A 12404-nucleotide genomic window follows, 5' to 3' on the forward strand; every position below is an offset into this window, starting at 1 on the left:
TCATGGAAACTTTGCTGGAGATAATCGCGCGGCGTGAAAAGCAATTACGCGGCAAACTTACCGTACTTTATCAGCAGCAACAGGCGATTATTACTGAACAGCAGATTTGCCAGACGCGCGCTTTAGCAGTGTCTACCAGACTGAAAGAATTAATGGGCTGGCAAGGTACGTTATCTTGTCATTTATTGTTGGATAAGAAACAACAAATGGCCGGGTTATTCACTCAGGCGCAGAGCTTTTTGACGCAACGGCAGCAGTTAGAAAATCAGTATCAGCAGCTTGTCTCCCGGCGAAGCGAATTACAGAAGAATTTTAATGCGCTTATGAAAAAGAAAGAAAAAATTACTATGGTATTAAGCGATGCGTATTACCAAAGTTGAGGGAAGTCTTGGGTTGCCATGCCAGTCTTATCAGGATGATAACGAGGCGGAGGCGGAACGTATGGACTTTGAACAACTCATGCACCAGGCATTACCCATTGGTGAGAATAATCCTCCTGCAGCATTGCATAAAAACGTGGTTTTCACGCAACGTTATCGTGTTAGTGGCGGTTATCTTGACGGTGTAGAGTGTGAAGTATGTGAATCAGGGGGGCTAATCCAGCTAAAAATCAATGTCCCTCATCATGAAATTTACCGTTCGATGAAAGCGCTAAAGCAGTGGCTGGAGTCTCAGTTGCTGCATATGGGGTATATAATTTCCCTGGAGATATTCTATGTTAAGAATAGCGAATGAAGAGCGTCCGTGGGTGGAGATGCTTCCAACGCAAGGCGCTACCATTGGTGAGCTGACATTGAGTATGCAACAATATCCAGTACAGCAAGGGATATTATTTACCATAAATTATCATAATGAGCTGGGTAGGGTGTGGATTGCAGAACAATGCTGGCAGCGCTGGTGTGAAGGGGTAATTGGCACCGCTAATCGATCGGCTATCGATCCTGAATTGCTATATGGAATAGCTGAATGGGGGCTGGCGCCGTTATTGCAAGCCAGTGATGCCACCCTCTGTCAGAACGAACCGCCAACATCCTGCAGTAATCTACCACATCAGCTAGCGTTGCATATTAAATGGATAGTTGAAGAACATGAGTTCCATAGCATTATTTTTACATGGCCAACGGGTTTTTTGCGCAATATAGTCGGAGAGCTTTCTGCTGAGCGTCAACAGATTTATCCTGCTCCCCCTATTGTAGTCCCTGTATATTCAGGCTGGTGCCAGCTTACATTAATTGAACTTGAGTCTATCGAAATCGGCATGGGCGTTCGGATTCATTGCTTTGGCGACATCAGACTCGGTTTTTTTGCTATTCAACTACCAGGGGGAATCTACGCAAGGGTATTGCTGACAGAGGATAACACGATGAAATTTGACGAATTAGTCCAGGATATCGAAACGCTACTTGCGTCAGGGAGCCCAATGTCAAAGAGTGACGGAACGTCTTCAGTCGAACTTGAGCAGATACCACAACAGGTGCTCTTTGAGATCGGACGTGCGAGTCTGGAAATTGGACAATTACGACAACTTAAAACGGGAGACGTTTTGCCTGTAGGTGGATGTTTTGCGCCAGAGGTGACGATAAGAGTAAATGACCGTATTATTGGGCAAGGTGAGTTGATTGCCTGTGGCAATGAATTTATGGTGCGTATTACACGTTGGTATCTTTCCAAAAATACAGCGTAAACCTGATAAGAAAAATAATATGCGAACAATATAATAGCGTTCCAGGTCGTGTCATGAGAGATACAGTATGTCTTTACCCGATTCGCCTTTGCAACTGATTGGTATATTGTTTCTGCTTTCAATACTGCCTCTCATTATCGTCATGGGAACCTCTTTCCTTAAACTGGCGGTGGTATTTTCGATTTTACGAAATGCTCTGGGTATTCAACAAGTTCCCCCAAACATTGCATTGTATGGCCTTGCGCTTGTACTTTCCTTATTCATTATGGGGCCGACGCTATTAGCTGTAAAAGAGCGCTGGCATCCGGTTCAGGTCGCTGGCGCTCCTTTCTGGACGTCTGAGTGGGACAGTAAAGCATTAGCGCCTTATCGACAGTTTTTGCAAAAAAACTCTGAAGAGAAGGAAGCCAATTATTTTCGGAATTTGATAAAACGAACCTGGCCTGAAGACATAAAAAGAAAGATAAAACCTGATTCTTTGCTCATATTAATTCCGGCATTTACGGTGAGTCAGTTAACGCAGGCATTTCGGATTGGATTACTTATTTATCTTCCCTTTCTGGCTATTGACCTGCTTATTTCAAATATACTGCTGGCTATGGGGATGATGATGGTGTCGCCGATGACCATTTCATTACCGTTTAAGCTGCTAATATTTTTACTGGCAGGCGGTTGGGATCTGACACTGGCGCAATTGGTACAGAGCTTTTCATGAATGATTCTGAATTGACGCAATTTGTAACGCAACTTTTATGGATCGTCCTTTTTACGTCTATGCCGGTAGTGTTGGTGGCATCGGTAGTTGGTGTCATCGTAAGCCTTGTTCAGGCCTTGACTCAAATACAGGACCAAACGCTACAGTTTATGATTAAATTATTGGCAATTGCAATAACTTTAATGGTCAGCTACCCATGGCTTAGCGGTATCCTGTTGAATTATACCCGGCAGATAATGTTACGAATTGGAGAGCATGGTTGAATGGCACAACAGGTAAATGAGTGGCTTATTGCATTGGCTGTGGCTTTTATTCGACCATTGAGCCTTTCTTTATTACTTCCCTTATTAAAAAGTGGCAGTTTAGGGGCCGCACTTTTACGTAATGGCGTGCTTATGTCACTTACCTTTCCGATATTACCAATCATTTACCAGCAGAAGATTATGATGCATATTGGTAAAGATTACAGTTGGTTAGGGTTAGTCACCGGAGAGGTGATTATTGGTTTTTTAATTGGGTTTTGTGCGGCGGTTCCCTTTTGGGCCGTTGATATGGCGGGGTTTCTGCTTGATACTTTACGTGGCGCGACAATGGGTACGATATTCAATTCTACAATGGAAGCTGAAACCTCACTTTTTGGCTTGCTTTTCAGCCAGTTTTTGTGTGTTATTTTCTTTATAAGCGGCGGCATGGAGTTTATATTAAACATTCTGTATGAGTCATACCAATATTTACCGCCAGGGCGTACTTTATTATTTGACCGGCAATTTTTAAAATATATCCAGGCAGAGTGGAGAACGCTTTATCAATTATGCATCAGCTTCTCTGTTCCTGCCATAATATGTATGGTATTAGCCGATCTGGCTTTAGGTCTTTTAAATCGGTCGGCACAGCAATTGAATGTGTTTTTCTTCTCAATGCCGCTCAAAAGTATATTGGTTCTACTCACGCTCCTGATCTCATTCCCTTATGCTCTTCATCACTATTTGGTTGAAAGTGATAAATTTTATATTTATCTAAAAGACTGGTTTCCATCTGTATGAGCGAGAAAACAGAACAACCTACAGAAAAGAAATTACGTGATGGCCGTAAGGAAGGGCAGGTCGTCAAAAGCATTGAAATAACATCATTATTTCAGCTGATTGCGCTTTATTTGTATTTTCATTTCTTTACTGAAAAGATGATTTTGATACTGATTGCGTCAATAACTTTCACATTACAATTAGTAAATAAACCATTTTCTTATGCATTAACGCAATTGACTCATGCTTTGATAGAGTCATTGACTTCTGCACTGCTGTTTCTGGGCGCAGGGGTAATAGTTGCTACTGTGGGTAGCGTGTTTCTTCAGGTGGGGGTGGTTATTGCCAGTAAGGCCATTGGTTTTAAAAGTGAGCATATAAATCCGGTAAGTAATTTTAAGCAGATATTCTCTTTACATAGCGTAGTGGAATTATGTAAATCCAGCCTGAAAGTTATCATGTTATCTCTTATCTTTGCCTTTTTCTTTTATTATTATGCCAGTACTTTTCGGGCGCTACCGTACTGTGGGTTAGCCTGTGGCCTGCTTGTAGTTTCTTCTTTAATAAAATGGTTATGGGTAGGGGTGATGGCTTTTTATATCGTCGTTGGCATACTGGACTATTCTTTTCAATATTATAAGATTAGAAAAGATCTAAAAATGAGTAAAGATGACGTAAAACAGGAGCATAAAGATCTGGAGGGAGACCCTCAAATGAAGACACGGCGTCGGGAAATGCAGAGTGAAATACAAAGTGGGAGTTTAGCTCAATCGGTTAAACAATCTGTTGCGGTAGTGCGTAATCCAACGCATATTGCGGTTTGTCTTGGCTATCATCCCACCGATATGCCAATACCACGCGTTCTGGAAAAAGGTAGTGATGCTCAAGCTAACTATATTGTTAACATCGCTGAACGCAACTGCATCCCCGTTGTTGAAAATGTTGAGCTGGCCCGCTCATTATTTTTTGAAGTGGAACGTGGAGATAAAATTCCTGAAACGTTATTTGAACCCGTTGCAGCCTTGTTACGTATGGTGATGAAGATAGATTATGCGCATTCTACCGAAACACCATAAATGCTTTTGGTATGCTTCTTCAGGCCACTGCGAAGGTTAAGAGGGGTAATACAGTATAGAGCAGCGCTTGACGATAAAGGTGAGAGACTGAAAATAATCGCTTTTAGCCTGGCACAAGCACCAGATAGCGTATTTTAAAATTAAACAAGATAATGGATTGGTGCGTCTGAATGGACTCGAACCATCGACCCCCACCATGTCAAGGTGGTGCTCTAACCAACTGAGCTACAGACGCATTAAAATGATGGTGCGTTCAATTGGACTCGAACCAACGACCCCCACCATGTCAAGGTGGTGCTCTAACCAACTGAGCTATGAACGCAACGTTGTAGGTGACAACGGGGACGAATATTAGCGTCACAACCGCAATGAGGCAAGAGGGAAATCGCAATTTTCTTCCTGAAATCACCTGATTGCGGTGGAAATATGCAACATGTCGAGAAAATAGCCGCCATGCGACGGCTATCGTCGTATTATCGCGCAGCGCGCTGCAAAATGATGGCGGACGGCTGACGTTGTAGATAGCGCATCCGTAGCATCATTAACACCGCCGCCGAGGTCAGGCCGATGATGAACCCCATCCAGAAGCCCGCCGGTCCCATACGATCAACCACCAGATCCGTTAACGCCAGGATATAACCGCTGGGTAAACCTAACACCCAGTAGGCGGTAAAGGTGATAAAAAAGATGGAACGCGTATCTTTATAACCGCGCAGAATACCGCTGCCGATAACCTGTATAGAGTCGGAAATCTGATAAACCGCAGCGAGCAGCATTAATTGCGCGGCAAGCGCCACGACCTCAGGGTTGTCATTGTAGAGCAAAGCAATATGCTTACGCAGAGTAACGGTAAAGATCGCGGTAACCACAGCCATACAAATGCCAACGCCTAAACCGGTACGCGCTGCGGTTTGCGCATCCAGCGTTGAGCCCTGGCCCAGACGATAACCCACTCGAATCGTTACCGCCGCAGCCAGCGACATCGGCAGCACGAACATCAGCGAGCTAAAGTTAAGCGCAATCTGATGACCCGCGACATCCACAATACCTAATGGCGAAACCAGCAGCGCAACGACCGCAAACAACGTCACTTCAAAGAACAGCGCCAGCGCAATCGGCAACCCTAGTTGAATCAGGCGCTTCATGACGACGCTATCGGGTTTGCCAAAGCCTGTTTCATTACGAATATCACGCATTGAACGCGCGTGTTTAATGTAAGAAAGCATGGCGATAAACATCACCCAATAGACCGCCGCGGTCGCAACGCCGCAGCCGATACCGCCGAGTTCCGGCATACCAAAATGGCCATAGATAAAAATATAGTTCACCGGAATATTTACCAGCAGGCCCAAAAATCCCATCACCATACCCGGTTTGGTTTTGGCCAGACCTTCGCACTGGTTTCGCGCTACCTGAAAGAAAAGGTATCCTGGCGCGCCCCACAGCAGCGCGCGAAGATAACCCACGGCTTTATCGGCCAGCGCCGGATCAATATTATGCATAGAGCGGATAATGTATCCGGCATTCCACAGGACGATCATCACCAGCACGGAGACAAAGCCCGCCAGCCAGAACCCTTGTCGAACCTGATGCGCGATACGCTCACGACGGCCGGAGCCATTGAGTTGCGCAATCACAGGCGTCAAGGCCAGCAGTAAGCCGTGACCAAACAAAATGGCGGGAAGCCAGATAGAGGTGCCGATAGCGACGGCAGCCATGTCCGTAGCGCTATAGCCTCCCGCCATGACGGTATCGACGAATCCCATTGCGGTCTGTGCCACTTGCGCAAGGATCACCGGTATCGCTAACGCTAATAACTGACGCGCTTCACTGGTATACTTCTGCACGTATTCACCTTTTATTTTGTTGTTATATGAAAGACTAAAAAGCCGCCGTAGTGGCAGCCAAAAGAAATAGCAGGGGAAATTTCAGTCTATTGTAGCGGGGTATTACTATTTCTCCAGCGAAAAAACAGTTGTTAACGGCGCATTGCTGGCAAGCTGTTTTTCCACCTGCTATTGTGCTGAACAGTTCTGCTTTTATTTATTTCAGGAGTTGAAGATATGTTTACGGGGATCGTACAGGGTACCGCGAAACTGGTATCGATTGATGAAAAACCCAACTTTCGCACCCATGTGGTGACGTTACCGGACTACATGCTGGAGGGGCTGGAGACGGGGGCGTCGGTAGCGCATAACGGATGCTGTTTGACGGTGACTGAAATAAACGGCAACCAGATAAGCTTTGATCTGATGAAAGAAACGTTGCGCATCACCAATCTGGGCGCGTTGAGGGTAGGTGATGAGGTCAACGTAGAGCGCGCCGCCAAATTCAGCGATGAAATCGGTGGACATCTGATGTCGGGGCATATTATTACGACGGCGGAGATCGCGAAAATCCTGACCTCCGAAAATAACCATCAGGTGTGGTTTAAAGTGCAGGATGCGTCCCTGATGAAGTATATCCTGTACAAGGGCTTTATCGGCGTCGACGGCATCAGTTTGACCGTCGGCGAGGTAACGCCAACGCGCTTCTGCGTGCATCTCATTCCGGAAACGCTGGAACGTACTACGCTTGGCAGAAAAAAACTGGGTGAGCGTGTGAATATCGAGATCGATCCGCAAACGCAGGCGGTTGTCGATACCGTAGAACGCGTACTGGCTGCACGAGAAAATGCGGTCAGAAATCAGGCCGACATTGGCTAACGGAAAATAAGATTCCCCCGCATGAAATGCGGGGGCGATGATTAGCGAGGAACGCGCAGACCGTTTTCAACGCCGCGCGTAAATACCACCTGCCAAAGCTGGATATCACGCGCGCGAAACGCACCCGCGCAGGCATTGAGATAATAGCTGAACATACGTTTAAAGCGCTCGTTATAATTGCCCGCAATCTCTGGCCAGGCATTGATAAAGCGCTCATGCCACGCCATCAGAGTCGTGTCATAGTCGGCGCCAAAGTTATGCCAGTCTTCCATTACAAAGTGTGATTCGCTGGCCTCGGCGATTTGACGAACAGACGGCAAACAACCGTTGGGGAAAATATACTTATTGATCCACGGATCGACATTATGATCGGTTTTTTTAGAACCAATAGTATGGAGCAGGAAAAGACCATCCGGTTTTAAATTCCTGTCAACGACCTCAAAATAGGTGTTGTAGTTTTTTGGCCCGACATGTTCGAACATACCGACAGAGACGATTCGGTCAAACTGATCGTTAAGGTCGCGATAATCTTCGAGGAGAATGGAGACATCCAGACCTTCGCAACGCGTCTGCGCCATTTTTTGTTGTTCAGCGGAGATCGTTACGCCCACCACGCTAACGCCATAATGGGTCGCCATATATTGCGACAGGCCGCCCCAGCCGCAGCCGATATCCAGCACACGCATCCCCGGTTGTAGCTGTAGCTTTTCGCAAATTAATTTCAGCTTGGCTTGCTGTGCCGCTTCCAGCGTATCGGCATCTTTCCAGTAGGCGCAAGAATATTGCATATAGGGATCGAGCATACGGGAAAAAAGGTCATTACCAAGATCGTAATGTTCCTTGCCGACAATCCAGGCGCGTTTTTTACTTTGTAGATTAATCAGACGCGCGCCGAGGATGCGGAGCGTATCTTTAACATGGTGGGGGAGTTGATTTTCAAGACCGGCACGTAAGACTTTGCTGAAGAAAATATCCAGACGCTCGCATTCCCACCAGCCATCCATGTAACTCTCACCTAACCCCAACGATCCTTCCTGAAGGACGCGTTTAAAAAAATCGGGATTCTTAACACGAATGTCAGACGGGGCGGAACCATTAATTGTAATATCCGCGCGACTTAACAATTCGTTGGCGATTCGGTACCAGTTATCATCCGGTACGCTGACTTCTTCTATACACGATGAACTCATAGCTTCTCCATCACTGGACGGTGATCAGAACCTTAAAACAGCGTAGACGCTTTTTTGGCTTTGTGAGAAATCCCACGGGCAATTCCGTGAGCCAGTTATCCGACGTAGAACAGAGGAAGGGAGGAACCCTTGCCGAAAAGGCCATCCATGGTGAATCGGGAACGCTCCGGTTCCCGTTAATGCCTAATAATTATCGTAATATAAACAACCGTGAATCAGTATAGGCCGCAATTTTTGATGATTCAACCGAAAATTGTTAGCGTGCTAATTACCAGCGGTTAACAAGCTTTTAGTGAGACTTGTCGTGGGCGACATTGGCATGAGGAAACCCAGTCTCATCGCACTCTGCATGAGACTGCATTTTATAGCCTAACGCCGCCAGAACAACGGTAGAGAGCATTACGCTGGTGGTGGTCAGCAGCGGCGTGCTGATGAGCCATGAAACCACCAGGCTTGCCAGGAAACATAACCCCAGTTGCAGCGTATTTTGTAGCGCCGCAGCGCGCCCCGTGGCTTGAGGGAAAGGGCGTAACGCTTGCGCGACGACGATAGGGTAGATGGCGCCATTAGCAATCGCCATTACGCAGAAAGGAATCAGGATCTCCACCAGTGAGGCATTATTCAGAAGGCCCGCTCCCCAGGTGGCGATAACGCTCAGCGCGTACAGCCCTAACAGCCACGGAAGCAATTGGTAGCCCTGCCATTTTTGTAGCGCCGCGCGGCAACCATATCCGCCAATCAGAAAAGCGATGGTTTGCGGAACATAGCTCAGGCCAATCACTGCCGGGCTGTAACCCATCGCGCTGAGAATAAACGGCGACCCTGTTAGCCACGCAAAAAAGCTGGCGGAACAGGCGGCATAAATCAGCACATTACCGCGATAGGTTTTAGAGCGTAACAACGTCGCGAAAGTGAGTTTATCCTGTCCCTCGGTACGCGCTTTTACCGATGGTTTTAAGCGCAGCGCTGGCAACATCAGCAACAACGTAATCACGAACAGGGTGGCGAAAATCGCCTGCCATGAGAAATGCGTCAGTATCCAGCTTCCCAGTAAGGGCGCAAGCGCCGGGGATAATCCCACCAGTGGCATGATCGTGGCGAAGATACGGTTAATTTTTTGCGAAGGATAATAATCGGTCACCAGCGCTTGCCAGATTACCGTTGCCGCGCAAACGCCGACGGCCTGCACGAAGCGCAGCGTCAGCAGTGCTGCCGCGCTTTCTACCCACAGCATCCCCAGACTTCCGAGTGCAAAGATAGATAACCCCAGCAGTAAAATCGGTTTACGGCCATAACGATCCGATAGCGGTCCCCAGAGGAGTTGCGCGACGGCAAAGCCAGCTAAAAACAGGCTGAGGCTGGCGCTGACAGCGGCGGCAGGCGTTTGTAAATCCGCCTGTATGGCGGCAAACGCGGGCAGGTACATGTCCGTAGCCAGAAATCCCAGCACGCTAAGGCCGGCTAACCAGACTAAAAAACCTTTTCCAGGTTGCATATTTGTTTCTCTTTCTTATCAGACAGACATTGTCGCAGAGTGTAGGGAGTGAAATTACGGTTGTGAAACGTTAATATTTGTCCAGTGAATTCAAAATTTTTGTAGGCAAATTATGTGGTCGGAATACTCGCTTGAAGTGGTTGACGCCGTGGCGCGCAATGGCAGTTTTAGCGCGGCGGCGCAGGAACTGCACCGTGTGCCTTCAGCAGTCAGTTACACCGTTCGTCAGTTAGAGGAGTGGCTGGCCGTACCGCTTTTTGTACGACGTCACCGTGATGTTGAACTGACGCCTGCTGGCGTCTGGTTTTTAAAAGAAGGGCGTTCTGTTATCAAAAAAATGCAGATCACTCGCCAACAGTGTCAGCAAATTGCTAATGGCTGGCGCGGGCAGTTAGCTATTGCGGTGGACAATATCGTCAGACCAGAACGTACCCGGCAGATGATCGTCGATTTCTATCGCCATTTTGACGATGTGGAACTGCTGGTTTTTCAGGAGGTGTTTAACGGCGTCTGGGACGCGCTCTCCGACGGGCGTGTCGAACTGGCGATTGGGGCGACGCAGGCGATTCCGGTAGGGGGGCGTTACGCTTTTCGGGATATGGGGACCCTGAGCTGGAGCTGCGTAGTGGCAAGCGATCATCCGCTGGCGTCAATGCCTGGGCCGTTAAGCGACGATACCCTGCGCAACTGGCCGTCGCTGGTCAGGGAAGACACTTCGCGAACTTTACCGAAACGGATAACCTGGCTGCTGGATAACCAAAAAAGGGTCGTCGTACCGGACTGGGAGTCATCGGCAACCTGCCTGTCGGCAGGACTATGCGTGGGAATGGTGCCGACGCATTTTGCCCGACAGTGGATAGACAGCGGAAAATGGGTGGCGCTGACGTTAGAGAATCCGTTTCCCGATGCGGCCTGTTGCGTGACGTGGCAACAAAACGAGGCCTCGCCCGCGCTGGCATGGCTGCTGGACTATTTGGGCGATAGCGAAACGTTGAATCGGGAGTGGCTGCGGGAGCCAGAAGAGGCTCCCGACTGCGGGGACTAACGCCGATAGTCGCGGAACGGGCCGTCAGCGACCGAGCGACGCTCAACCAGGCGTGGATGAACTTCAATAGACTGTGACTCTTCACGCTTATTGACGATGCGATCCAATAGCATATTAAATGCGGTTTCGCCTAAAGAGTCTTTGGGCTGGTGAATCGTCGTCAGCGCCGGGGTAAAGAAACGGGCGTTACGCACATTGTCATAACCGATCACCGAAACGTCCTGCGGTACGCGAAGCCCCATTTCGTCAGCCGCGCAAAGCGCGCCCATCGCCATAATATCGCCGCCGCAGAAAACGGCGGTAGGGCGATGTGACTGCGATAAAATTTGCTGCATCGCGTGGTAACCGGATTCCGGCTCGAAGTCGCCCTGAACAATCCAGTTGTCCGGCACGTTGATCAGCGCCTCCTCCATGGCTTTCATAAAGCCTGCCAGCCGGCCCGCGCCGGTGTTGCGCTCCAGCGGGCCGGGAATAACGCCGATATCCCGGTGGCCGCGCTCAACCAGATAACGACCCGCCATATAGCCGCCTGCAAAGGCGTTATCAATCACCGTGTCGGTAAAATCGGCCTTCGCTTCACCCCAGTCCATCACCACCATCGGAATATGGCGATACTCTTCCAGCATGGAAAGCAGAGGTTCTGGATACTCAGAACACATCACCAGCAGGCCATCCACGCGCTTTTGCGCCATCATGGACAGGTAGGCGCGCTGTTTTTCCAGGTTATTCCAGGCGTTGCCTAAAATCAGCGTATAGCCTTTCTGGAAACAGTTTTTTTCAACTGCCTCGATAATTTCGGCAAAATAGGCCGCTTCGCTGCTGGTCGCCAGTAAGCCTATCGACTTGGTATGGTTAACCTTCAGGCTACGCGCGACGGCGCTGGGAGAGTAGTGCAGCTCTTTAATTGCCGCCCAGACCGCGTTACGCGTTTCTTCAGCGACAAAACGCGTTTTGTTGATTACGTGTGATACAGTTGTAGTGGAAACGTTTGCTCGTTTCGCTACATCTTTAATTGTTGCCATTACATTTCACTCCAGACCCTCGCTAAGCTCCTGAGAAACGCCAGGTAAACGTTTGCCTACACACACCCTAATCGCAACATCAGGGTTGCGGCACGCCGGAAAAACGACACGGAACGTCAGGAAGGGGTCAATGGCCGTTACGCTAATTCAGTAAGCCTGGAATTTTGTCTGATCTTGAGGAAAAGGGGAAGCGTTAAAAACAGTTATCAATATAAAACATGAGAGATTTTTGTGCGGGAATGTGCAAAAATGCGCTATATCACTTTTTGTGTGGGAATAAAAAGGAGAAAACTTGATGAGTACCGACCTGAAATTTTCGTTGATTACTACGCTGATTGTTCTGGGCGTGATTGTCGCAGGTGGATTAACGGCCGCTCTGCACTGATTTCCTCTCTTCTGAGGGTGGGCGTCTCCTCTATTCTATCCCTCTCTAAAACGCAGAAGGCGTAC

General features: G+C 48.3%; 14 protein-coding genes and 2 tRNA genes. 10 read left to right on the forward strand and 6 right to left on the reverse strand.

Going from position 1 to position 12404, the window contains the following annotated elements; all coding sequences use genetic code 11:
- Window positions 1–2 precede the first annotated feature (2 nt).
- From ssaO to ssaU, 7 genes are all read left to right on the forward strand, one after another.
- Window positions 3–380 (forward strand): SPI-2 type III secretion system apparatus protein SsaO, encoded by a 378-nt coding sequence (ssaO, locus tag ACLD4F_RS02135; protein ID WP_079972935.1) that lies wholly within the window; start codon window positions 3–5, stop codon window positions 378–380.
- Window positions 361–735: an SPI-2 type III secretion system apparatus protein SsaP gene (ssaP, locus tag ACLD4F_RS02140; protein WP_079972936.1), complete on the forward strand. Its 375-nt coding sequence runs from the start codon at window positions 361–363 to the stop codon at window positions 733–735. Before ssaO ends, ssaP begins: the two co-directional genes overlap by 20 nt.
- Window positions 716–1684, forward strand: coding sequence for an SPI-2 type III secretion system cytoplasmic ring protein SsaQ (ssaQ, locus tag ACLD4F_RS02145; protein ID WP_079972937.1), 969 nt, complete (start codon window positions 716–718; stop codon window positions 1682–1684). Before ssaP ends, ssaQ begins: the two co-directional genes overlap by 20 nt.
- 67 nt (window positions 1685–1751) lie before the next feature.
- Window positions 1752–2399, forward strand: a complete 648-nt coding sequence (gene ssaR, locus ACLD4F_RS02150) for an SPI-2 type III secretion system export apparatus protein SsaR (protein ID WP_000056367.1) — start codon at window positions 1752–1754, stop codon at window positions 2397–2399.
- Window positions 2396–2662, forward strand: a complete 267-nt coding sequence (gene ssas, locus ACLD4F_RS02155; protein WP_000999982.1) for an SPI-2 type III secretion system apparatus protein SsaS — start codon at window positions 2396–2398, stop codon at window positions 2660–2662. The genes ssaR and ssas overlap by 4 nt, the downstream gene beginning before the upstream one ends.
- Window positions 2663–3442 carry an SPI-2 type III secretion system apparatus protein SsaT gene (ssaT, locus tag ACLD4F_RS02160; RefSeq protein WP_023206050.1) on the forward strand — a complete coding sequence of 260 codons (780 nt, stop codon included), beginning with the start codon at window positions 2663–2665 and terminating at the stop codon, window positions 3440–3442.
- Window positions 3439–4497 carry an SPI-2 type III secretion system apparatus protein SsaU gene (ssaU, locus tag ACLD4F_RS02165; protein ID WP_001291707.1) on the forward strand — a complete coding sequence of 353 codons (1059 nt, stop codon included), beginning with the start codon at window positions 3439–3441 and terminating at the stop codon, window positions 4495–4497. Before ssaT ends, ssaU begins: the two co-directional genes overlap by 4 nt.
- A gap of 158 nt (window positions 4498–4655) precedes the next feature.
- On the opposite strand, the gene ACLD4F_RS02170 is transcribed toward ssaU, so the two are convergent.
- The 3 genes from ACLD4F_RS02170 to mdtK all read right to left on the reverse strand — a co-directional run bounded on the left by ACLD4F_RS02170 (window position 4656) and on the right by mdtK (window position 6344).
- Window positions 4656–4732 (reverse strand) — tRNA-Val (locus tag ACLD4F_RS02170).
- A 10-nt stretch (window positions 4733–4742) separates the two neighbouring features.
- A tRNA-Val gene (locus ACLD4F_RS02175) sits at window positions 4743–4819 on the reverse strand.
- 151 nt (window positions 4820–4970) lie between these two features.
- A complete protein-coding gene (gene mdtK, locus ACLD4F_RS02180) occupies window positions 4971–6344 on the reverse strand; it encodes a multidrug efflux MATE transporter MdtK (protein WP_001175081.1) in 1374 nt (457 codons plus the stop codon).
- Between the two features lie 216 nt (window positions 6345–6560).
- Between mdtK and ACLD4F_RS02185 the strand changes: the two genes are divergently transcribed.
- Complete coding sequence (locus tag ACLD4F_RS02185; protein ID WP_000493971.1) at window positions 6561–7202, forward strand: riboflavin synthase; 642 nt, start codon at window positions 6561–6563, stop codon at window positions 7200–7202.
- Between the two features lie 41 nt (window positions 7203–7243).
- Here ACLD4F_RS02185 and cfa read toward each other — a convergent pair whose 3' ends face one another.
- Together cfa and punC are read right to left on the reverse strand one after the other, a co-directional pair.
- A complete protein-coding gene (gene cfa, locus ACLD4F_RS02190; RefSeq protein ID WP_000098879.1) occupies window positions 7244–8392 on the reverse strand; it encodes a cyclopropane fatty acyl phospholipid synthase in 1149 nt (382 codons plus the stop codon).
- Between the two features lie 289 nt (window positions 8393–8681).
- A complete protein-coding gene (gene punC / locus ACLD4F_RS02195) occupies window positions 8682–9887 on the reverse strand; it encodes a purine nucleoside transporter PunC (RefSeq protein WP_079944234.1) in 1206 nt (401 codons plus the stop codon).
- A 112-nt stretch (window positions 9888–9999) separates the two neighbouring features.
- Here punC and punR point away from each other — a divergent pair, with 112 nt between their 5' ends.
- Window positions 10000–10932, forward strand: coding sequence for a DNA-binding transcriptional activator PunR (gene punR, locus ACLD4F_RS02200; RefSeq protein ID WP_000269522.1), 933 nt, complete (start codon window positions 10000–10002; stop codon window positions 10930–10932).
- On the opposite strand, the gene purR is transcribed toward punR, so the two are convergent.
- The gene (gene purR, locus ACLD4F_RS02205; protein WP_000190992.1) at window positions 10929–11954 is read right to left on the reverse strand and encodes an HTH-type transcriptional repressor PurR; all 1026 of its coding nucleotides are present in this window, start codon (window positions 11952–11954) and stop codon (window positions 10929–10931) included. The two genes, punR and purR, sit on opposite strands and share 4 nt — an antisense overlap.
- 295 nt (window positions 11955–12249) lie before the next feature.
- Between purR and ACLD4F_RS02210 the strand changes: the two genes are divergently transcribed.
- On the forward strand, window positions 12250–12339 hold the full coding sequence (locus tag ACLD4F_RS02210) for a YnhF family membrane protein (protein ID WP_000102277.1): 90 nt from the start codon (window positions 12250–12252) through the stop codon (window positions 12337–12339).
- The last annotated feature ends 65 nt before the right edge of the window (window positions 12340–12404 follow it).

The organism is Salmonella sp. 741265050_HSA (assembly GCF_046569445.1).
GTDB lineage: Bacteria > Pseudomonadota > Gammaproteobacteria > Enterobacterales > Enterobacteriaceae > Salmonella > Salmonella enterica.

Excerpts from the sequence above, each read along its gene's own strand:
- ssas (WP_000999982.1), top strand. The coding sequence starts at position 2,396 with ATGAATGATTCTGAATTGACGCAATTTGTAACGCAACTTTTATGGATC.
- ssaO (WP_079972935.1), top strand. The coding sequence starts at position 3 with ATGGAAACTTTGCTGGAGATAATCGCGCGGCGTGAAAAGCAATTACGC.
- cfa (WP_000098879.1), bottom strand. The coding sequence starts at position 8,392 with ATGAGTTCATCGTGTATAGAAGAAGTCAGCGTACCGGATGATAACTGG.
- ssaQ (WP_079972937.1), top strand. The coding sequence starts at position 716 with ATGTTAAGAATAGCGAATGAAGAGCGTCCGTGGGTGGAGATGCTTCCA.
- purR (WP_000190992.1), bottom strand. The coding sequence starts at position 11,954 with ATGGCAACAATTAAAGATGTAGCGAAACGAGCAAACGTTTCCACTACA.
- ssaR (WP_000056367.1), top strand. The coding sequence starts at position 1,752 with ATGTCTTTACCCGATTCGCCTTTGCAACTGATTGGTATATTGTTTCTG.
- ACLD4F_RS02210 (WP_000102277.1), top strand. The coding sequence starts at position 12,250 with ATGAGTACCGACCTGAAATTTTCGTTGATTACTACGCTGATTGTTCTG.
- ssaP (WP_079972936.1), top strand. The coding sequence starts at position 361 with ATGCGTATTACCAAAGTTGAGGGAAGTCTTGGGTTGCCATGCCAGTCT.
- punR (WP_000269522.1), top strand. The coding sequence starts at position 10,000 with ATGTGGTCGGAATACTCGCTTGAAGTGGTTGACGCCGTGGCGCGCAAT.
- ACLD4F_RS02185 (WP_000493971.1), top strand. The coding sequence starts at position 6,561 with ATGTTTACGGGGATCGTACAGGGTACCGCGAAACTGGTATCGATTGAT.
- ssaU (WP_001291707.1), top strand. The coding sequence starts at position 3,439 with ATGAGCGAGAAAACAGAACAACCTACAGAAAAGAAATTACGTGATGGC.
- ssaT (WP_023206050.1), top strand. The coding sequence starts at position 2,663 with ATGGCACAACAGGTAAATGAGTGGCTTATTGCATTGGCTGTGGCTTTT.
- punC (WP_079944234.1), bottom strand. The coding sequence starts at position 9,887 with ATGCAACCTGGAAAAGGTTTTTTAGTCTGGTTAGCCGGCCTTAGCGTG.